This is a genomic window from Bradyrhizobium sp. Y36 (assembly GCF_002531575.1).
Lineage (GTDB): Bacteria > Pseudomonadota > Alphaproteobacteria > Rhizobiales > Xanthobacteraceae > Bradyrhizobium.
The window spans coordinates 50,295-70,211 of sequence record NZ_NWTI01000031.1 but is presented as its reverse complement, the minus strand read 5'-3'; the positions used below and the strand labels follow the sequence as shown (position 1 = coordinate 70,211).

At 65.4% G+C, this 19,917-nt stretch carries 17 protein-coding genes; 10 read left to right on the top strand and 7 right to left on the bottom strand.

The window, feature by feature from the left end:
• Nucleotides 1–65 precede the first annotated feature (65 nt).
• A complete protein-coding gene (locus CO669_RS32920; RefSeq protein WP_097666512.1) occupies nt 66–782 on the bottom strand; it encodes a GntR family transcriptional regulator in 717 nt (238 codons plus the stop codon).
• Nucleotides 783–876: 94 nt separating this feature from the next.
• Between CO669_RS32920 and CO669_RS32915 the strand changes: the two genes are divergently transcribed.
• The 6 genes from CO669_RS32915 (at nt 877) to CO669_RS32890 (ending at nt 7,263) form a co-directional block, all read left to right on the top strand.
• Nucleotides 877–1,896, top strand: coding sequence for an ABC transporter substrate-binding protein (locus CO669_RS32915; RefSeq protein WP_097666510.1), 1,020 nt, complete (start codon nt 877–879; stop codon nt 1,894–1,896).
• Nucleotides 1,896–2,657, top strand: coding sequence for an ABC transporter ATP-binding protein (locus CO669_RS32910; RefSeq protein WP_097666508.1), 762 nt, complete (start codon nt 1,896–1,898; stop codon nt 2,655–2,657). The genes CO669_RS32915 and CO669_RS32910 overlap by 1 nt, the downstream gene beginning before the upstream one ends.
• 11 nt (nt 2,658–2,668) lie before the next feature.
• Nucleotides 2,669–3,529, top strand: a complete 861-nt coding sequence (locus CO669_RS32905; protein ID WP_097666506.1) for an ABC transporter permease — start codon at nt 2,669–2,671, stop codon at nt 3,527–3,529.
• Nucleotides 3,523–5,262, top strand: coding sequence for an L-arabinonate dehydratase (gene araD, locus CO669_RS32900; RefSeq protein WP_097666542.1), 1,740 nt, complete (start codon nt 3,523–3,525; stop codon nt 5,260–5,262). The genes CO669_RS32905 and araD overlap by 7 nt, the downstream gene beginning before the upstream one ends.
• Nucleotides 5,263–5,367: 105 nt before the next feature.
• Nucleotides 5,368–6,087 carry a ribonuclease activity regulator RraA gene (locus CO669_RS32895; protein ID WP_097666504.1) on the top strand — a complete coding sequence of 240 codons (720 nt, stop codon included), beginning with the start codon at nt 5,368–5,370 and terminating at the stop codon, nt 6,085–6,087.
• Nucleotides 6,088–6,171: 84 nt separating this feature from the next.
• Nucleotides 6,172–7,263 carry an SMP-30/gluconolactonase/LRE family protein gene (locus CO669_RS32890; RefSeq protein ID WP_097666502.1) on the top strand — a complete coding sequence of 364 codons (1,092 nt, stop codon included), beginning with the start codon at nt 6,172–6,174 and terminating at the stop codon, nt 7,261–7,263.
• 287 nt (nt 7,264–7,550) lie between these two features.
• Here the strand turns inward: CO669_RS32890 and CO669_RS32885 are convergent, their stop codons facing one another.
• Nucleotides 7,551–9,656 carry a S9 family peptidase gene (locus CO669_RS32885; protein ID WP_097666540.1) on the bottom strand — a complete coding sequence of 702 codons (2,106 nt, stop codon included), beginning with the start codon at nt 9,654–9,656 and terminating at the stop codon, nt 7,551–7,553.
• Nucleotides 9,657–9,929: 273 nt separating this feature from the next.
• Here CO669_RS32885 and CO669_RS32880 point away from each other — a divergent pair, with 273 nt between their 5' ends.
• Complete coding sequence (locus CO669_RS32880) at nt 9,930–11,366, top strand: MBOAT family O-acyltransferase (protein ID WP_097666500.1); 1,437 nt, start codon at nt 9,930–9,932, stop codon at nt 11,364–11,366.
• Nucleotides 11,366–12,469, top strand: coding sequence for a hypothetical protein (locus CO669_RS32875; protein ID WP_097666498.1), 1,104 nt, complete (start codon nt 11,366–11,368; stop codon nt 12,467–12,469). Before CO669_RS32880 ends, CO669_RS32875 begins: the two co-directional genes overlap by 1 nt.
• An 81-nt stretch (nt 12,470–12,550) precedes the next feature.
• Here CO669_RS32875 and CO669_RS32870 read toward each other — a convergent pair whose 3' ends face one another.
• The 3 genes from CO669_RS32870 to CO669_RS32860 all read right to left on the bottom strand — a co-directional run bounded on the left by CO669_RS32870 (nt 12,551) and on the right by CO669_RS32860 (nt 16,448).
• Entirely contained in the window at nt 12,551–13,738 is a 1,188-nt protein-coding gene (locus CO669_RS32870) for a pyridoxal-phosphate-dependent aminotransferase family protein (protein ID WP_097666496.1), read from the bottom strand.
• 102 nt (nt 13,739–13,840) lie between these two features.
• Nucleotides 13,841–14,566 carry a thermonuclease family protein gene (locus tag CO669_RS32865; protein WP_097666538.1) on the bottom strand — a complete coding sequence of 242 codons (726 nt, stop codon included), beginning with the start codon at nt 14,564–14,566 and terminating at the stop codon, nt 13,841–13,843.
• 154 nt (nt 14,567–14,720) lie between these two features.
• Entirely contained in the window at nt 14,721–16,448 is a 1,728-nt protein-coding gene (locus CO669_RS32860; RefSeq protein ID WP_097666494.1) for a hypothetical protein, read from the bottom strand.
• A 431-nt stretch (nt 16,449–16,879) separates the two neighbouring features.
• Here CO669_RS32860 and CO669_RS32855 point away from each other — a divergent pair, with 431 nt between their 5' ends.
• Entirely contained in the window at nt 16,880–17,728 is an 849-nt protein-coding gene (locus tag CO669_RS32855) for a caspase family protein (protein ID WP_097666492.1), read from the top strand.
• Nucleotides 17,729–17,906: 178 nt separating this feature from the next.
• On the opposite strand, the gene CO669_RS32850 is transcribed toward CO669_RS32855, so the two are convergent.
• Entirely contained in the window at nt 17,907–18,797 is an 891-nt protein-coding gene (locus CO669_RS32850; RefSeq protein ID WP_198964385.1) for an efflux RND transporter periplasmic adaptor subunit, read from the bottom strand.
• A gap of 291 nt (nt 18,798–19,088) precedes the next feature.
• Here CO669_RS32850 and CO669_RS32845 point away from each other — a divergent pair, with 291 nt between their 5' ends.
• The gene (locus tag CO669_RS32845) at nt 19,089–19,700 is read left to right on the top strand and encodes a PAS domain-containing protein (protein WP_097666488.1); all 612 of its coding nucleotides are present in this window, start codon (nt 19,089–19,091) and stop codon (nt 19,698–19,700) included.
• Nucleotides 19,701–19,708: 8 nt separating this feature from the next.
• Here CO669_RS32845 and CO669_RS36260 read toward each other — a convergent pair whose 3' ends face one another.
• On the bottom strand, nt 19,709–19,879 hold the full coding sequence (locus CO669_RS36260; protein ID WP_198964384.1) for a hypothetical protein: 171 nt from the start codon (nt 19,877–19,879) through the stop codon (nt 19,709–19,711).
• Nucleotides 19,880–19,917: the final 38 nt, after the last annotated feature.

Genomic DNA, 19,917 nt, shown 5'->3' with positions numbered 1-19,917 from the left:
ATCCTGAGGGCCCGCCAACGGCGGGCGTCTCGAAGGATGGCCACAAGCGAAATCTTCATCGCGCGCTAATCCGTCAGATACTCCGGATAGCTGCTTCGGATCTTGTCCAGCTCGCTCAGCGTGCCCGACAGATGCTTGCGCAGATGCTGTTGCGCGGCGTCGGGATCGCCGGCCTCGATCGCGCGGGTGATCAGCTTGTGGTGGCGGACGATGTTCTGCGCCTTGCCGGGTGAGGGCAGATGCAGCCGGCGCAGCCGATCGATATGTCCGCTGCGGCTGCGCACCAGCGTCCACAGCTCCTGCTTGCCGGCCGCGGCATAGAGCTCGGCGTGGAAATCATTGTCGGCGGCGATGAAGCTCTCGAAATCTCCGGCTTTGGCGAATTGCTGCTGCAGTGCGATCACATGGTCGAGGCGGAGGACCAGGGCCTTGTCGTGCTGCTCGGCGAGCAGCCGGACGATCTCGAGCTCGAGCGCCTGGCGCAGGAAGTGCGCCTGCTCGGCGCGGCCGACATCGACCCGGCTGACCACGGTCGCGTGCTGCGGAAACACGTCGACCAGCCCGTCTTCCTCCAGCCGCATCAGCGCATCGCGGATCGGGGTCGAGCTGACGCCGAACTGCGTGGCGAGCTCGGTGCGCGACAACGGTGCGCCCGGGGGCAGTTCGAGCGCGAGAATGGCGCTGCGCAGCCGCTCGAACACCTGCGGCGCGGCCTGCCGGGCTCGGTCGAGCGGCGGCCCCCGGCGGGCGGTCGCGCGGGACGCGGGGCGGGCGGTTTCCATGCGAAGGGCTCCGGCAGACTTGCCTTTGATGCACTAATGCATTAGTGCATCACCAGGATCGCTCGTCAATGGCGGCCGGAGGAAACGAACAACTATGATCAAGCCATTTCAGCGTGGCGCAGCCGCCATCGCCCTGATCGTCGCAACCGTGCTGGCAGCCTCGCCGGCGCGGGCGCAGCAGAAGTCCGAGATCGCGCTATCGCGCCAGCCCGGCATTTTCTACATGCCGAGCCACATCATGGAGAAGCTGAAGCTGATCGAGAAGCACGCAGCCTCGCTCGGCCTCGCGGGCGTCACCACGAAATGGGTCACCTTCTCCGGCGGCGGCGCGCAGACCGATGCGCTGCTCGCGGGCGGCGTCGACATTCTCAACACCGGCACCGGCAATTTGCTGCTGCTATGGGACCGCACCCGCGGCGGCGTGAAGGGCATCGTCGCCACGTCAGCGCAGCCGATGACGCTGATCAGCCGCGACGCCAACATCAAGTCGATCAAGGATTTTGGCCCGGCGGACAAGATCGCGGTGCCGACCGTGAAGGTGTCCACGCAGGCGATCGTGCTCCAGATCGCGGCGGCCGAGGCCTTCGGTGCCGACCAATGGTCGAAGCTCGATGCCAACACCGTGCAGCTCGGCCATCCCGACGCCTATGCGGCACTGTCCAATCCCAAGCACGAGGTGCACAACCACTTCTCGATCCCGCCCTTCACCTTCCTGGAGCTGAAGAACGTGCCGGGCGCGCATATCGTGCTGTCGTCGCCGGACGTGATGGGCGGGCCGCTCAGCCAGGCCCAGTTCTTCACCACCACGAAATTCGCCGACGCCAACCCGAAGATCATCCAGGCCGTGCGCGACGCCACCAAGGAAGCGCAGGACCTGATCCGCAGCGACACCAGGCAGGCGGTCGAGATCTACAAGGAGATCACCGGCGACAAGACCTCGGTGGAAGAGCTGCTCGATCTCCTCAAGGAGCCCGGCATGATGGAGTGGAATCTCGAGCCGCAGGGCACGATGAAGTTCGCCGCCCATCTGTTCAAGACCGGCACGCTGAAGAACCAGCCCAAGGCCTGGACGGACTATTATCTCCCCGTCGCGCACGACCTGAAGGGCAACTGATGGCGCTGCTCGACGTCAGTGGGGTGACGCTGCGCTACAAGACCTCCAGCGCCGTCGTCACCGCCACGGAGAGGGTGAGTTTCACGGTCGACAAGTCCGACCGCTTCGTGCTGCTCGGCCCTTCCGGCTGCGGCAAGTCCACGCTGCTCAAGGCGGTCGGCGGCTATATGAGCCCGAGCGAGGGGCGCATGAGCATCAGTGGACGCGAGATCCGCGGCCCCGGCGCCGACCGCATGATGATCTTCCAGGAGTTCGACCAGCTGCTGCCCTGGAAGAGCGTGCTCGCCAACGTCATGTTTCCGCTGCTGACTGCGCGAAAACTGTCGCGCAAGGACGCCGAGGAACGCGCGCGGGCCTATATCGAGAAGGTCGGCCTCACCCGCGTGGTCGACGCCTATCCGCACACGCTCTCCGGCGGCATGAAGCAGCGCGTCGCGATCGCGCGCGGCATGGCGATGGAGCCGGACATCCTCCTGATGGACGAGCCGTTCGCCGCGCTGGACGCGCTGACGCGCCGGACCTGCCAGGACGAACTGCTCCAGCTCTGGAGCGAGACCAAGTTCACCGTGCTGTTCGTGACTCATTCGATTGCCGAGGCGATCCGCATCGGCAACCGCATCCTGCTGCTGTCGCCGCATCCCGGCCGCGTCAAGGCCGAGGTGATCGACGTCGACAAGGTCGGAAGCGAAGACGGCAGCGCCGGCCGGCTGGAGAAGGAGATCCACGATCTCCTGTTCGCCGGCGAAGCCACCGCGCATTGAGGGAGCCTGCCATGGGCGAAGCGAGAATTTTGCTGCGTGACGCGTCGGCTGCCGCGATCGGTACGGGCGAGGTCGAGCGCAAGCTCAGCGTGCCTGAAATGCTCTGGAACGACGGCTTCGTCCGCAAGTCGGTCATCATCCTGTTCCTGGCAGCGGTCTGGGAAGCCTACGGCGTCACTCTGGACAACCCCCTGCTGTTCCCGACGCTGCACGATACCGCGCTCACGCTGATCGACCGCGTCAAGGACGGCACCATACCGATGCGAGCCTGGACCTCGCTGAAGGTCCTGTTCATGGGCTATTCGGCCGGCATCGTGCTCGCTGCGATCTTCACCATTCTCGCGATCTCCACCCGCATCGGCACCGATTTCCTGGAAACGGTCACGGCGATGTTCAACCCGCTGCCGGCGATCGCGCTGCTGCCGCTCGCGCTGATCTGGTTCGGTCTCGGCAATGGCAGCCTCGTCTTCGTGCTGATCCACTCCGTGCTGTGGCCGGTGGCGCTCAACACCCATTCCGGCTTCAAGAGCGTGTCGAACACGCTGCGCATGGTCGGCCGCAATTACGGTCTGAGCGGCTTGCCTTACGTCGCCAAGATCCTGATCCCGGCCGCCTTCGGCTCGATCCTCACCGGCCTCAAGATCGGCTGGGCCTTCGCCTGGCGTACGCTGATCGCGGCCGAACTGGTGTTCGGCGTGTCGTCGGGGCAGGGCGGGCTCGGCTGGTTCATCTTCGAGAACCGCAATCTGCTCGACATACCCGCCGTGTTCGCGGGCCTCTTGACGGTGATCATCATCGGGCTCTTTGTCGAGAACCTGATCTTCCGCGCCATCGAGCGGAACACCGTGCAAAAATGGGGCACCCAATCGTGACCAAGAAGAAAACACCCGACCAGCTCCGCAGCGCGCGCTGGTTCGCGCCCGACGATCTCCGCTCGTTCGGCCACCGCTCCCGCACCATGCAGATGGGCTACGCGCCGGAGGAGTGGAAGGACCGCCCCTGCATCGCGATCCTCAACACCTGGTCGGACGCGCAGCCCTGCCACATGCATTTCAAGTCGCGCGTGGACGACGTCAAGCGCGGCATCCTGATGGCGGGCGGCTTGCCGATCGAGCTGCCGGCGCTGTCGCTGTCGGAATCGCTGCTCAAGCCCACCACCATGCTCTATCGCAATCTGCTGGCGATGGACGCCGAGGAGCTGCTGCGCAGCCATCCCGTCGATGGCGTGGTGCTGATGGGCGGCTGCGACAAGACCACGCCGGCGCTGCTGCTGGGTGCGACCTCGATGAACATCCCGGCGATCTATCTGCCGGCGGGTCCCATGCTGCGCGGCAATTGGAAGGGCAAGACGCTCGGATCCGGCTCCGACGGCTGGAAATACTGGGACGAGCGCCGCGCCGGAAAAATCTCCGACAAGGACTGGCTCGACATCGAGGCCGGCATCGCCCGCAGCTACGGCACCTGCATGACCATGGGCACGGCCTCGACCATGACGGCGATCGCGGAAGCGATCGGCATGACGCTGCCCGGCGCCTCCTCGATTCCCGCCGCCGATGCCAACCACATCCGCATGGCCTCGGAATGCGGCCGCCGCATCGTCGAGATGGTCTGGGAGGATCTGACGCCGAAGGTGATCCAGACCCGCAAGGCCTTCGAGAACGCGATCGCGGTCGCCATGGCGATGGGCTGCTCGACCAATGCGATCATCCATCTGATCGCGCAGGCCCGGCGCGCCGGCCAGGACATCGGCCTCGACGATTTCGAGATCGCCAGCCGCAAGGTGCCGGTCATCGCCAACGTCCGCCCGAGCGGCGATGCCTATCTGATGGAGGACTTCTTCTATGCCGGCGGCCTGCCGGCGCTGATGGGGCAGATCAAGCCGCACCTGCATCTCGATTGCGTCACCGTCACGGGGAAGACGCTGGGCGAGAACATCGAGGGCGCCGAGGTGCACAATGCCGACGTGATCCGCTCGGTCGACGATCCCATCTACAAGGAGGGCGCGCTCGCCGTGCTCAAGGGCAATCTCGCGCCCGACGGCTGCGTCATTAAGCCAAGCGCCTGCGCGCCGCGTTTCCTCAAGCACACCGGACCTGCGCTGGTGTTCGACGATTACCCGTCGATGAAGAAGGCGGTGGACGATCCCGATCTCGACGTCACCGAGGATCACGTCCTCATCCTGCGCAATGCCGGGCCGCAGGGCGGACCGGGCATGCCGGAATGGGGCATGCTGCCGATCCCGACCAAGCTCGTGAAGCAGGGCGTGCGCGACATGGTGCGCATCTCGGACGCGCGCATGAGCGGCACCAGCTACGGCGCCTGCATCCTGCACGTTTCGCCCGAATCCTATATCGGCGGTCCGCTGGCGCTGGTGCAGAACGGCGACCGCATCACGCTCGACGTCGCCGCCCGCACCATCAATCTCGAGGTATCCGAAGCGGAGCTCGACAAGCGCCGCGCCGCCTGGAAGCAGCCGGAGCGCCGCTTCGAGCGCGGCTATGGCTGGATGTTCACCAAGCACATCAAGCAGGCCAATGACGGCTGCGACTTCGACTTCCTCGAGACCGATTTCGGCGCGCCGATCGGCGAGCCGTCGATTTATTAACACCGTCGTTCCGGGGCGATGCGAAGCATCGAACCCGGAACCTCGAGATTCCGGGTTCGCTCGCTGACGCGAGCGCCCCGGAATGACGACCAGAGAGAGCACACGATGACCAAACTCAGCGACGCCACCCGCACCAAGCTCAAATCCGTCTCCACCGCCACCGTCGCCACCGCGCTGTTCAAGCGCGGTCTGCGCATCCAGATGATCCAGGACGTGCATCCGCTCGGCGCCGACCAGCCGACCATGGTCGGCGAGGCCTTCACGTTGCGCTACATGCCGGCGCGCGAGGACCTCAACACCATCGACGTGTTCAAGGATCGCTCCCACCCGCAGCGCAAGGCGGTCGAGGACTGCCCACCCGGCGCGGTGCTGGTGATGGACAGCCGCAAGGACGCGCGCGCGGCCTCGGCCGGCGCGATCCTGGTGACGCGGCTGATGAAGCGCGGCGTTGCCGGCGTCGTCACCGACGGCGGCTTTCGCGATTCCGCGGAGATCGCCAAGCTCGGCATCCCCGCCTATCATCACCGCCCAAGCGCGCCGACGAACCTCACGCTGCACCAGGCGATCGAGATCAACGTCCCGATCGGCTGCGGCGATGCGCCGGTGTTTCCCGGCGACGTCATCCTCGGCGATGCCGACGGCGTCATCGTGATTCCCGCCCATCTCGCTGACGAGATCGCCAACGAGACCTTCGAGATGACCGCGTTCGAGGATTTCGTTACCGAGGAGGTCGGCAAGGGCCGCGGTATTTTCGGTCTCTATCCCGCCACCGACCCGCAGACGCTCACCGATTTCGCGGAATGGCGGAAGAAGAACGGGCGCTAAGGCCGATCGCGTCGAAATCAGTTCGTTCAAGAAACAGGCCGGCCACATCAAGCGCCGGCCTTTTAGCAAGCAGGGAGGACTTCCATGACCTTTACGCGACGTAACCTCATGGCCGGCGCTGGCGCGGCGGCAGCATCAGTGCTTCTCGCCCGCGCCGCGGGCGCCCAGTCGTTCCCGTTCACGCCGAACCAGCGCTATCCCGATCCCGCCGTCCAGATCCTCGATCCGAGCTTTGCAAAATACCGGCTCTATTCCTCGACCGTCGAGCAGGTCGCATCGGGCATGCGCTGGGCCGAAGGCCCCGCCTACTTCCCCGAAGGCGGCTATCTCCTGTTCTCGGACATCCCCAACAACCGGATCATGAAGTTCGACGAGAAGACCGGGCAAACCAGCGTGTTCCGCGCCAACGCCAACTACGCCAATGGCAATGCGCGCGACCGCCAGGGTCGCCTCGTCACTTGCGAGCACTCCGTCACCCGCCGCATCACCCGCACCGAGAAGGACGGCAGGATCACCGTGCTCGCCGACAAGTTCGAGGGCAAGCGGCTGAACGCGCCGAACGACATCGTGGTGAAATCCGACGACAGCGTCTGGTTCACCGATCCCTTGTTCGGCATCAACGGCGAGTGGGAGGGCAAGAAGGAGAAGGCCGAGCAGGCCACCACCAACGTCTACCGCATCGCCAAGGACGGCAAGATCAGCGCGGTGCTCACCGACCTCGTCAACCCGAACGGCCTTGCCTTCTCGCCGGACGAGAAGAAGCTCTACATCGTCGAGTGGAAGGGCACGCCCAACCGCAGCATCTGGAGCTACAATGTCGGCGACGACGGCGCGCTCAGCGGCAAGACCAAGCTGATCGACGCCGCCGACCAGGGCTCGCTCGACGGTTTCCGAGTCGACCGCGACGGCAACCTCTGGTGCGGCTGGGGCTCCAACGGCGCGCTGCAGGGTGAGCCGAGTGATGTCGGCGGCCGCAAGGTGTTTCAGCTCAAGGGCAGGCCGGAGGATCTCGACGGCGTCATGGTGTTCAATTCAGAAGGCAAGCCGCTCGCCTTCATCAAGCTGCCCGAGCGCTGCGCCAATCTCTGCTTCGGCGGTCCGAAGAACAACCGGCTCTACATGGCGAGCAGCCATTCGGTGTATGCGCTGTATGTCGAGGCGCACGGGGCGGTGTGAGGCAGCAGCGACGAGCCGAGCTGCCGTAGGGTGGGCAAAGCGAAGCGTGCCCACGTTCTCGTGGAAATGAGAAAAGACGTGGGCACGGCGCTTCGCGCCTTTGCCCACCCTACGAGACCGTCGCCCCGGCGAAAGCCGGGACCGATAACCCGAGGGAGCAGTTTGACGAAGACTAGAGGTGAATAGTTCTTCGTCGGTGCCGCTCCAGCACTCCCTCGAAAGATCACGCGGTATGGGTCCCCGCCTGCGCGGGGACGACGAGATGAGTGTGTGGCTACGCTGGAGCCTTAAACCCCGGCCTCTGCCATCCCCGCCGCCCACAACGCGAACGCGTAGACGATCGCGACCTCGTCGAGCCGATCGAACCGCCCCGAGGCGCCGCCGTGGCCGGCGCCCATGTTGGTGCGCAGGAGAACCGGGCCGCCGCCGCTCATCGTCGCGCGCAGACGCGCAATCCACTTGGCGGGCTCCCAATAGGTGACGCGCGGATCGGTCAGGCCGCCCATCGCCAGGATCGCCGGATAGTCCTTCGCCGCGACATTGTCGTAGGGCGAGTAGGACAGGATGGTGCGAAAATCCTTCTCGCTCTCGATCGGGTTGCCCCACTCGGGCCATTCCGGCGGCGTCAGCGGCAGCGTGTCGTCGAGCATGGTGTTGAGCACGTCGACGAACGGCACCTCGGCGACGATGCCGGCGAACAAGTCGCCGGCGCGGTTGGCGACCGCGCCCATCAGCATGCCGCCGGCCGAGCCGCCATGGCCGACGATGCGTTTCGCGCTGGTGTAGTTCGCAGCGATCAGCGCGCGGGCGCTGGCGGCGAAATCGTCGAACGAGTTGGTCTTCTTCTCGCGCTTGCCGTCGAGATACCAGCCCCAGCCCTTGTCGGCGCCGCCGCGGATATGGGCGATGGCGTAGACGAAGCCGCGGTCGACCAGCGACAGGCGGTTGGCGTTGAACGAGGCCGGCATCGCCATGCCGTAGGAGCCGTAGCCGTAGAGCAGCAGCGGCGCCGAGCCGTCGAGCTTCAGCCCGCGGCGATAGAGGATCGACACCGGCACCTCGGCGCCGTCATGCGCCTTCGCCATGATGCGCGTGGTGACGTAGTCGGCTGCGTCATGGCCCGACGGAATCTCCTGGCGCTTGCGCAAGGTCCTCGTGCGCTTGACCATGTCGTAATCATAGACTTCCGACGGCGTCGTCATCGACGAGTAAGCGAAGCGCAAATGCGTCGTCTCGAACTCGTAGGAGCCCATGGTGTCCAGCGAATAGGCGGCCTCGTCGAAGGCGATCGCGTGCTCTTCGTTGGACGCGAGATCGCGGATCACGATCGACGGCAGCGCGTTGGCGCGCTCCAGCCGCACCAGATGTCCCGCGTAGAGATCGAGATCGATGATGTAGATGCCGGGGCGATAGGGGATCAAATCGCGCCAGTTCTTGCGCTCGGGCGAGTCAAGCGGCGCCGTGACGATCTTGAAGTCGATGGCATCATCCGCATTGGTGAGGATGAAAAGCTGATCGCCGCGATCGGCCAGCGAATATTGCACGCCTTCCTCGCGCGCCGCGACCAGGCGCGGCGGCGCCTCGGGGTTCGCAAGATCGATCAGCCGCTGTTCTGACGTCTCGTGGTCGCCGCCCGCGATCACGCAGAAGCGGCCGCTGGTGCTCTCGTGCAGATGGGTGAACCATCCGGAATCCTGCTCTTCATAGATCAGCGTGTCGTCGGCCTGCCTGGTGCCGAGCCTGTGCCGCCACACCTGCATCGGCCGGTGGTTGTCGTCGAGCCGCACATAGAAGAAGGACTTCGCATCCGCCGCCCAGACCACGCCGCCGTCGGTCTCCTCGACGAGATCGTCGAGATCCTTTCCCGTTGCCCAGTCGCGCACGCGGATCGAAAAATATTCCGAGCCCTTGGTGTCCGCGCTCCAGGCGTGCAGCTTGTGATCATAGGAGTGCCGGCTGCCGCCGAACTTGAAATATTTGTGGTCCTTGGCGAGCGCGTCGCCGTCGAGCACGATTTCGCTCTCGCCGCCGTCGCGCGGCACGCGGCCGAACAGCTCGTGCTGCCCGCCCTCGCGGAACCTGCGGAAATAGGCGAACGGCCCGTCCGGCGACGGCACGCTGGAATCGTCCTCCTTGATCCGGCCGCGCATCTCGCGCACCAGCGTCTTCTGCAGGCCCGCGGTGTGGCCGAGCAGGCTCTCGGTGTAGACGTTCTCCTCATCCAGATATTTGCGGATATCGGGGTCGAGCACCGCAGGGTTGCGCAGCACCTCCTGCCATTTCGCGTCCTTCAACCACGCATAGTCGTCGGTCACGGTGATGCCGTGATGCGTGAAGGAGTGCGGCCGGCGCGGGGCGACGGGGGGCTGGGAAGGGGTCTTGGCTTCGGTCACTCGGTCCTCGTTCGTCTTACGGAAACTCACCTCGTCATGCGCGGGCTTGATCCGCGCATCCATCAAGGACGAGATCTCTTAGCGATGAATTGCCGGGTCGAGCCCGGCAACGACGGCCATGGAAGGCGGCTGGTCGCCCATAATATGGCGACAGGCACGCGAATTGCCAGCGTGGCTACGACAAGGACGGTGCCAGGACGGTGTCGAGGCACCGGGTTGTTGATCGGCGCCTTGTGTGCTTTGAGGGGCCATATTCCCACGCGGTCCAGCCTGATGCTGTTCAATTCCTACCCGTTCATCCTGCTGTTCCTCCCGGTCGTGCTGGCCGGCTATTTCTGGCTCGGGCGGCGCAGCAATCTCACCCCTGTGATCTGGCTGGCGCTGGCCTCGATCGCCTTCTACGCCATCGGCAGCTGGCAGTTCTCAGGCCTTCTGCTGCTCTCGATCGCCTTCAATTACGGCGTCGGCCATCTCCTGATCGTGGCGAAGCTCGGCCCGTCACAGCGCAAAGCCGCGCTCGCGCTCGGCGTCGCCGGCGATCTGCTCGTGCTCGGCATCTTCAAATATGCCGGATTCGTCGCCGAGAACCTCAACGCCCTGTTCGGCACGCATGCCGCCGTTCACATCCTGCTGCCGGTCGGCATCTCCTTCTACACCTTCACCCAGATCGCGTTCCTGGTGGACGCTTATCGCGGCCGGGTCGCGGCCTATGCGCTGCCGCATTACGCGCTGTTCGTGACGTACTTCCCGCATCTGATCGCGGGGCCGATTCTCCACCACAAGGACATGATCCCGCAATTCGAGCGCGAGGAGACCAAGCGCCCGGACGGCCATCTGATCCTGTGCGGCGTCATCATCTTCGCCATCGGCCTGTTCAAGAAGACCTGCCTCGCCGACGGCATCCAGCCGCTGGTCGCGCTCGCCTTCGAGGCGCGCTCGCCGAGCTTCGATCAGGCCTGGCTGGGTGCGCTCGCCTACACCTTCCAGCTCTATTTCGACTTCTCCGGCTATTCCGACATGGCCATCGGGATCTCGCTGATGTTCGGCATCTTCCTGCCGGTCAATTTCAATTCGCCTTACAAGGCCACCAGCATCGTCGATTTCTGGCGGCGCTGGCACATGACGCTGTCGCAGTTCCTGCGCGACTATCTCTACATCCCGCTCGGCGGCAACCGCAGGGGACGCGTGCTGCGCTACGTCAACCTGCTGATCACGATGCTGCTCGGCGGGCTCTGGCACGGCGCGGCCTGGACCTTCGTGGTGTGGGGCGCGCTGCACGGGGCCTATCTCTGTATCAATCACGGCTTCAATGCGCTGGTGCCGACCATCCCGTCGCCGCTTGCGCGTCCGGTCCGCATCGTGGGCGCCGTGCTGACGTTCCTCGCCGTCGTCGTCGCCTGGGTGTTCTTCCGCACTGAGCGGATCGATTGGGCCATGCGCATTCTCGGTGCCATGGCCGATCCCTCCAGCATCGTGTTCGGCCGCGAGGAGATCGCGGCGCTGGTGCTGGTCGCGATCTACGCCGCGCTGGTGTGGCTGGCGCCGAACACGCAAGGCATCATGGGATATGACCACGACAACCGCAGGGTCGGCGAGACGCTGCGGGCCGGGCGCATGCGGCCGCTGGTGCTCTATGCGGCGTCGCTGGTGCTTGCCTTCGGCATTCTGGGCATCCAGAGCCACAGCGAATTCATCTATTTCCGGTTCTGATGCGCGCGACGTTCACACATCCGGCGCGTCTTCTGCTCGCGAGCATCGTGTGCGTGCTGGGTGCGGCCGCGCTCGTTTTCGTCGTCGATCCCTTGCAGCTGTTTCGCCCCTCGCCGCGCGCCTTCTATTCCGACGACACGCGCGTGCAGAATGCCGGGCTGATCCGCAGCCAGCGGTTCGACACCGCCTTCATGGGCACCTCGCTCGCGATCCATTTCCGCCAGAGCGACATCGACCGTGCGCTTCGCGTGCATTCGCTCAAGCTGGCGATGACCGGCTCCAATTCACGCCAGCAAGGTTTCGTGCTGGAGCAGGCGATCGAGCGCGGCGCGAAACGCGTGATCTGGGCGATGGACGATTTCATCTTCGTCGATGCCGCCGACATCGAGGACGATCCCTACCTGTCCGTCGATCTCTATCGCAGGACGGCGAAGGGCATTGCTTCCTACCTGTTCAGCGCGGCGATGGCCAAGGAATCCCTGTTCACGCTGCTGCGCTCGGTTCCGCCATTGCGCCAGCCGCTGACCCGGGCGGCGCCTTATCTCCCGGTCAAGTTCGCGCGACCGGATGTCGACGACATCTACGCGCTGCCGCGGGATTTCGATCTCGCGCGCGAGTACAATGCGACGAGGACGCTGGCCGCCTTCGCCTACATCACCAGTCCCGTGCGCAGCCGCTTCCTCGGCGAAGGCTATGACTTCAAGGCCATGGTGCGGCATTTCGAGCAGGATGCCGTCGGCCTGATCGCGCGCCATCCCGAGGTGACGTTCGACATCTACTTCCCGCCTTATTCGATCCTGCAATTCGTCGCCATGCGCGATGCCTCGCCGGCGACATTGAAGATCGTCACCGATCTCACGGCGGTCATTGCCCAGCGCCTGACGCCGCTTCCCAACGTCCGCCTGCACGATTTCCGCGCGATCAGGCAGGTGACGCATGACCTGAACAACTATGGCGACGTCATCCACCATTCGCCGGTGGTGGACGCCATGGTGCTGAAGTGGTTGGCGGGCGGCGAGTATCGGGTCGATCCGAGCAAGCCGACGGCACCGCTAGATGAGCTGAAGGCGCAAATCGACGCGTATCGTGTGCCGCAGCCGTAGCCAAACACGCCACCGTCGTCCCTGCGCCCGTGCGCAATTGCGCACTAGGCAGGGACGACAGCGGAGTATTTGGCCGGCGCCTTACGCCGCCACCTCGTCGCCGAGATACGACACCGCCGCTTCCAGCCCGCCCTTGCCGTGCGGGATCTTCAGCGCGTTCAGCCCGACCTCGATCACCCCGAGCGTGCCGAGCAGCATCGGGGCGTTGACGTGGCCCATATGGGCGATGCGGAAGGCTTGGCCGGAGAGATCGCCGATGCCGGTGCCGAGCACGACGCCGCATTTGTCCTTGCAATAGCGCTGCAGCACCGCCGGGTCGTGGCCGTTGCTCATGGTCACCGTGGTCACGGTGTTGGAGCGCTCGTTCGCCTCCGCGACGTTGAAGCCGAGCACCTGGCCTTCCGACCAGACCGAGACCGCGCGGCGCGCGGCTTCGCCGAGCAGGCTGTGACGGCGGAAGGCGTTCTCCAGGCCTTCCTCGTGCAGCATGTCGATCGCCTTGCGCAGCGCGAACAACAGATGCACCGGCGCAGTGCCGGCGTATTTGCGATAGTTCTCGGTGCCCTCGCGCTCGCTCCAGCTCCAATAGGGCGTCGACATATTGGCCTTCTTGTGCACCTCGAGCGCGCGCGCATTGGCGGCGACGAAGCCGAGGCCGGGCGGCGTCATCAGGCCCTTCTGCGAGCCGGACATCGCGACGTCGATGCCCCATTTGTCCATCTCGAACGGCATGCAGCCGAGCGAGGCCACGGTGTCGACCATGTACAATGCGGGATGGCCGCTCGCCTTGATCGCCTTGCCGATCGCCTCGATGTCGTTCTGCACGCCGCTGGCCGTGTCGACCTGGACCACGACGACGGCCTTGATGGTGTGCTCCTTGTCGCGGCGCAGCCGCTCCTCGACCTCGTGCGGCCGCACCGCGCGGCGCCAGTCGCCCTTGAGCACCTCGACCTCGGCGCCCATCAGCGCCGCCGCATTGCCCCAGCCGATCGCGAAGCGCCCGCTCTCCAGCACCAGCACCTTGTCGCCGCGCGACAGCACGTTGCTGAGCGCGGCTTCCCAGGCGCCGTGACCGTTGGCGATGTAGATGTAGGACTTGCCCCTGGTCGCGAACAGTTTCGAGATGTCGCCGAGCAGGCTCTCGGTCAGGTCGAGCATCTCCTTGGAGTAGATGTCGATCGCCGGACGATGCATCGCCCGCAGCACCTCGTCGGGCATCGTGGTGGGCCCGGGGATGGCCAGAAACTCCCGGCCCGCGCGAACGGTCATTGCTGTCGGTCCTTATTGCCAGAGAACAGATGGGTGGGTGGCTGTAACAACGGTTTTACGCGGGGCGGGGGCGGTGGAAAAGCGTCCAAAACGCAGGTCTGGTTAGCGCTTGGTCTCGCGGCAGCCGGCGGCCTCGGCTTCTTCCACCGAGCAGAACCAGCGGGTGCCCTTGCTGATCTTCATCTTGATCTGGGTGTACCAGCGGCTGGTCGGCTGGTGATAGATGCACTCGCCGGCGCTGTTGACGTTGCCCTTGATGGTGCAGTCCGGGGAGGGCGCCACCGGCCCCGAGGCCGAGGCGAGCAGCACGGCGTATGCGCCATCAGGCGGCTTGGTCGCACCCAGGATCTGCGTCTTCTTGTTGCGGACCCGCCAGTCCCAGGGCGCGATGAAGGCGCCCTGCCACATCCCGGCTTTTGCCTCACGCGCGGCGGCCTCGTCGGGCTCGTAGTCCTTGGAGATGCGGGTGTAGGCCAGCGCCCAGCCGCTGCGCACCAGCCATTTCTGGATGTCCTCACCGCCGACCTCGCAACGCGCCACGGTGCGGCCGCGCCGGTCGATCGAACGGGCGTGGCAGACCCAGCTCTTGCCGTCAGCGTATTTGGCGAGCTCGTCGCGCGCTGCGATGCCGCAGGTCCAGCGCTCGGTCTTGGTGTTGAGGCAGAGCTGGTCGATCGCGGGCGCGTCGATGCCGCCAAGCCGGATCCGCGTATTTCCGATCACGACGGAGTCGCCGGCGCGGACTTTTGCCGTGCCGGTGATGTCGGCGGCGTGCGCGAGCGAGGGAAGAGCGAGGAGAGACAGCGCAATCAGGAATTTTCGCAACATGCCGGTCCGCGGGTTCAGGATCATTTCGATAAGCCGCGCAATTGTGGTCGGCTTTTGGCCTCGCGGCCAGCTTATGCCTAACGATTGAGCTTTCAACTTCCCGTCATTGCGCGAGGTCTCGCTTTCACCCTCCAGGGGAGGGTAAGAGCACACATCACCCCCGCGCCATCACCCGCTTCGCCACCGCCAATCCCATCAGCACAAAGGCCGAGGTCACCTCTGGCCCGCCCACCAGGATCCGCGTCGGCGTCTTCATCTTGTTCCACTCATAGGCGCGGAACGGACCGCGGCGGCCGCCTTCGCCAAGGCTGGCGACGATCACGTTCAGCGCCGGCGCGAAGGCGCGCGGGTCGGCGCCGAGATGGCCGAGCGCGATCAGCGCCAGCGCCGCGTCGAACACGTTCATCTCCGCGGCCATCAGCTCGCCCTTGACGTAGGAGAGCACGCGATGGCGGATGAAGTCGAAATCGCCGTTCGGGTCGATCGCGGCCTGCGCGGCCAGCGGCAGCGCCAGGAAGGCCGCATAGCAGCGGCCGAAATAGGCGCTGTAGAGTTCCGGCAGGTAATAGATGTGCGAGCGCGGATTGGCGAAGGCGCCGCTTGCGGCCAGCCGCTTCTGGAAGCCGATGATGCGATGCACCGTGGCGAGCCGCGACGGCGTCTCCAGAACTTTCCAGCGCGCGAGGTTGCGAAAGCTCACCTCGAGAATGTCGAGATTGAGCGTCGGATCGAGGTCGTTGCCGTAGGGTCGCTCGCCCCTGAGATTGTCGATCCAGGTCGCAACGCCGCCCTCATGGTCGATGTTGTCGTTGAGCGGCACGGTCACGCGCGGCTCGTTGACGCCGGCGTGGACCTGATAGCCGGAATAGAAGTCGAGCAGCGGCTGGTCGATGATCGCGTCGGTGCAGCCGGCCTGGGTCGCGGCCGAGATCGAGCACGCCGTGGTGTCGCAATCCGGCACGTAGATGCCGAAGCCGAGATCCTGCTTGATCTGCGCGAAGTAGCGCGAGAAGCGCGGATGCGGCGCGGGCGCCAGCGCAGTGACGACGTTGAAGCGCGCGCCGTCGATGCCCTCGACCTCTTCGCGGCTGATGTTGACGCAGAAATCCACCATGTCGGCGATGGCGCGCTCCGCTGCAACCTTGTCGGCCGGTGAGGCCAGCCCGGTCTCGCCATAGCTCAGCAGCGCCTCGATGAAGAACGCATCGTAATAGGCCGAACGGTGGCGGATCTGCACCGGCTCCCACATCGGCTCGGCGATCCCGCGCCAGGGCGGATTGACGACGGCGGCGGCCTTCGAGCGCGCGATGAAGACGCGGGCGAGGTTGAACAGCAGCGACGAGTTCTTGTAGCCGCGGGCGTTGAGGCCCGTGAGCGCCATGATCAGCTCACGGCCGCGAAAATCGGGATCGCCGATCAGGTTGAAGGCGGCATAGGTCGGCAGAAAGCCGTTTCGGCGGTACGAGCCGAGCAGATGTTGCGCGCAGTCGCGGATTGCGCCGTCGATCTGCGCTTGCGGCGGCGCCGAGCCGGTGAACATCGCCGGCGGCGGCCTGGGATGGTCGAGCGCGATGCTGTCGACGAGATCGGCGACCGGCTGGCCGACCGCCGCCCAGTCGGGCTCGGCCTCGTCCCGGGCGCGAGCCAGCGCCGCGCGCAGCGCCGTCAGCCTGGCCTCGTCACGCAGCTCGGGCAGTCCGGCCCGCCTGAGCAGCACCCGCAGTGCGGGATTGCCGAGCGCGGTCTTGTAGAACTTGGCCAGATGCGGATCGCCGCCCGCGGTAGCAGACAATACGGGATCGCAGACATCGTAAAGAGAAGGGCCATCCTTCGGCGCCAGCAGCGCCCGGCAGGTGGCGCCGGCAAAATATTGAAAGCTCATGAAATACCTGGTCGCGGGGACTTTGGCGGGGTTTGGCCGGGGGCCGGCCAGCGCGCTCCCAGCTCCGCGCCACCCCCTGCAAGTCGTTGAAAAGGCTACCCGGATTCGCGGGAAATACAAATGTGACGATAGTCACGGAAAAGGTCGGCACGAAGGCTGCATGGTGGAAGCTCGAAGAGGGCTCCGGGAGGAAAAAACGCGCAAATCTGGGCGATCGAATTAACGAACATCTTCAATCGCTTAGTTCAATTTTTGGGCAATCTATTGCCCGGAAGGCGATATCCGGTTAAGGGTTTGTTTGGTGCGGCGCCGCAAATTGCGCGCAATTCGGGGGCACATCCCCGGCCAATCCCTCAAACCTAAAGACGCTATCGCGCTACTCAAACAGTGTGCGCGCGCTTGGCTGGTCTTTGGCACAGGAACGAACCGAGATGAATGTAAAGCAGCTCGACCTTTCCCGACGCACCATCGCGTTGGCTGCTGCCCTGATCGGCACGGTCTCCCTGGTGATCGGCGCTCATGCTGCTCTCAACATGCGCGCGATCGATGCTGCCAAGGCCGTCTCCACGGACCAGATCACCGGTTCGATCGGCCAGAGCTCGCGCCTCGCGCTGGTCATCGGCAATGGACATTATCCCGACGCCAGCGCGCCGCTGACGCAGTCGATCAACGACGCCCGCGCGCTGTCCTCCAGCTTGCGCAAGAGCGGGTTTGACGTCGACATGGTGGAAGACGCGACCAAGGACGACATGGTCCGCGCCGTGAACCGCCTGAAGTCCCGCATCAAGCACGACACCGTCGTCATGCTGTTCTTCGGCGGCTACGGCGTGCAGGCCGGCCGCGAGAGCTACATGCTGCCGGTCGATGCCGTGATCTGGAAGGAGAGCGACGTCCGTCGCCAGGGCGTCTCGATCGACGGCGTGCTCGCCATGATGAAGGAGCAGGGCGCCAAGGCCAAGCTCGTCGTCGTCGACGCTTCCCGCCGTAACCCCTACGAGCGCCGTTTCCGCTCCTACAGCCACGGCCTCGCGCCGATCAGCGCGTCCGACAATGCGCTGATCCTCTCCTCGGCCTCGCCGGGCAAGGTCGTCGACGACGGCAAGGGCGAGCACAGCGTGCTGGTCAGCGAGTTCCTGAACAACCTCAATGCCAAGGGCAGCGCCGAGAGCGTCTTCAACAAGACCCGCGTCGCCATCTCCCGCGCCAGCGAGGGCGATCAGGTCCCGACCGTCTCCTCCTCGCTGCTCGAGGACGTCCATTTCGGCGAAGCCGGCGGCTAGGTTTTCTTACCCTGCCCTGGAGGGGGAGGGTCGATCGCGCGTAAGCGCGAGCGGGGTGGGGTGATCTCTCCCCACGAATAGTGCCCGTGCCGAGAGATCACCCCACCCCGTCTCACATTTCGCTGCGCTCAAAGTGAGCCGACCCTCCCCCTCCAGGGGAGGGTGAAGCGGCGCGCTGCTACTTCGCCGCTTCCGCAGCCATCACCGGGCGCACCGGATCGCCTTCGCGCAGCAGCGCGCCGGCGCGGGCGACGACGACATCGCCGTCGTTGAGGCCATCGCGGACCTCGATATTGCCGCCCGACATCAAGCCGACCTCGACACGCTTGGTCTCGACGCGGTTGCGGCGGATCACCTGCACCACGGTGCCGGCCGAGGAATATTGCACAGCCGTCAGCGGCACCGCGACGTTGCAGCTCTGTCCGGTCTTGATCAGCGCACGCCCGCTCGCCTTCAGCAGCAGCCGCTTCTGCGAGGAGATGCCGATATAGACCATGCCCTGCTGGATGTTGGGCTCGACGGTCGGGCCGATGCGGCGCACCTTGCCCTCGACGTCGCCGGCACCCGCGATCCGCACGGTCGCGGTCTGGTTGATGGCGAGCTTGCGCATGTCGGAAGTCGCCACGAGACCGACGAGGTCATATTCGCTGCGCGCCACGATCGTGAACAGCGCCTCGCCCTTGGCCGAGGCGAAATTGCCGATCTGTGCGGTCGACGTCGCGATCACGCCGGCCACGGGTGCGGTGACCTGCAGCGTGCCGCCCTCGGGGAGGGCGAGCCGCGCCAGCACCTGGCCCGCGGTGGCGGTGTCGCCGGCTTCCGCCAGCACGTCGGTGACCTTGAGGCCCGGCCGCTCTGGCCGCACCGAGGTTTCCTCGCGCGCGATGATCGTGCCGGTGGCTTCGACGATGTCGGAGAAGCAGGATTTCGCGACCTTCAGCACCGTGACCGCCGGCCCCTTGGGCGCCTCGTCGTCCGCGGCGCGGGCCGGGGACTGACCGAGGACCAGCAGGCCGGCCAGAGTCGCGGGGTACAGGCTTCGAGCAACGGCACGGGACAAATGACGCATCGGAAATTCCACGGGGGCTATGCTTCCAATCGATAGCAGATGGCGGCCGTGCGGACTACGGCAGCGTCATCCTCCGAAAGGAAACCGCACCACCGCCGGTCCTCGCGGCAAGTCTTTGATTAGTCGCGGGATTGGGCAACAGGTTCGCGTTTTATCGGCGGGGCGTCCCGGCTCGGCCTACTTCCAAAGTGCGGGCTATCACGGTCTTCTCATCTGCCAGACCGGCCTGTATGGAACTAGGATCAGGACGACGCGGCAAGGCCGCCGCAAGGCTCATGGTCGAGAGGTGGGATGCAACGGTTCGTCTGCGAGCAGAATATCGTTCATTTCGAGCGGCTGCTCCATGAAACCGCCGACCCGACGGTCCAGAACACCGTGCGCCCGCTGCTGGCATCGGCAAGGCGCCAGCTGGCGCTGCTGAACTCGGCGGCATCAGGGGCCGACACGACGCCGTTTGAACAGCGCCGGCGGCAGCCTGGCGACGCCGATACGATCCGCCGCCAATTCCAGCCCGAATTCGATGCCTCGCCGCATCCCTACATGCTGCTGGATCCGGGGCCGGGCCTCGTGATCGTCGACGTCAACGATGCCTATGCGGACGCGACCCTGACAGGCCGGACCGATATCGTCGGCCGCTCGCTGTTCGAGATATTCCCCGACAATCCCGACGATCCGCTCGCCGACGGCGTCAGCAATCTCTACGGCAGCCTGAGGATCGTCGGCGAAACCGGACGGGCGCATGCCATGGCGATCCAGCGCTACGACATCCGGGATCCCGGCGGGGTCTTCGTCGAGCGCCATTGGCAGCCGATCAACTCGCCGATCCACAACACGGCGGGCCATCTGGTCTACCTGTTGCACCACGTCGAGGACGTCACCGCGCAGGTTACGGCGCGGCCCTGAATTGCCGGTCAGCCGCGGCGCTCGCCCAGCAGTTTGCCGCTGGAGCGATCGATGAAATGCAGGCGGGTGCAGGCCGGGCAGGATACGGAAACATGCGTGCGGTCAGCCGGCTCGTCGCCGAGCCGATGCTGCACGTTCATGCCGGTCTGGGGGCATTTGAAGACGATCTGACGGTCCATGGTCCTGATATGACGGCAAGGCGCGCGCTCCGAAATTA

Coding starts and splice junctions, on each gene's coding strand:
- CO669_RS32920 (WP_097666512.1), bottom strand. CDS start 782: ATGGAAACCGCCCGCCCCGCGTCCCGCGCGACCGCCCGCCGGGGGCCG.
- CO669_RS32915 (WP_097666510.1), top strand. CDS start 877: ATGATCAAGCCATTTCAGCGTGGCGCAGCCGCCATCGCCCTGATCGTC.
- CO669_RS32910 (WP_097666508.1), top strand. CDS start 1,896: ATGGCGCTGCTCGACGTCAGTGGGGTGACGCTGCGCTACAAGACCTCC.
- CO669_RS32905 (WP_097666506.1), top strand. CDS start 2,669: ATGGGCGAAGCGAGAATTTTGCTGCGTGACGCGTCGGCTGCCGCGATC.
- CO669_RS32895 (WP_097666504.1), top strand. CDS start 5,368: ATGACCAAACTCAGCGACGCCACCCGCACCAAGCTCAAATCCGTCTCC.
- CO669_RS32890 (WP_097666502.1), top strand. CDS start 6,172: ATGACCTTTACGCGACGTAACCTCATGGCCGGCGCTGGCGCGGCGGCA.
- CO669_RS32880 (WP_097666500.1), top strand. CDS start 9,930: ATGCTGTTCAATTCCTACCCGTTCATCCTGCTGTTCCTCCCGGTCGTG.
- CO669_RS32875 (WP_097666498.1), top strand. CDS start 11,366: ATGCGCGCGACGTTCACACATCCGGCGCGTCTTCTGCTCGCGAGCATC.
- CO669_RS32870 (WP_097666496.1), bottom strand. CDS start 13,738: ATGACCGTTCGCGCGGGCCGGGAGTTTCTGGCCATCCCCGGGCCCACC.
- CO669_RS32865 (WP_097666538.1), bottom strand. CDS start 14,566: ATGTTGCGAAAATTCCTGATTGCGCTGTCTCTCCTCGCTCTTCCCTCG.
- CO669_RS32860 (WP_097666494.1), bottom strand. CDS start 16,448: ATGAGCTTTCAATATTTTGCCGGCGCCACCTGCCGGGCGCTGCTGGCG.
- CO669_RS32855 (WP_097666492.1), top strand. CDS start 16,880: ATGAATGTAAAGCAGCTCGACCTTTCCCGACGCACCATCGCGTTGGCT.
- CO669_RS32850 (WP_198964385.1), bottom strand. CDS start 18,797: ATGCGTCATTTGTCCCGTGCCGTTGCTCGAAGCCTGTACCCCGCGACT.
- CO669_RS32845 (WP_097666488.1), top strand. CDS start 19,089: ATGCAACGGTTCGTCTGCGAGCAGAATATCGTTCATTTCGAGCGGCTG.
- CO669_RS36260 (WP_198964384.1), bottom strand. CDS start 19,879: ATGGACCGTCAGATCGTCTTCAAATGCCCCCAGACCGGCATGAACGTG.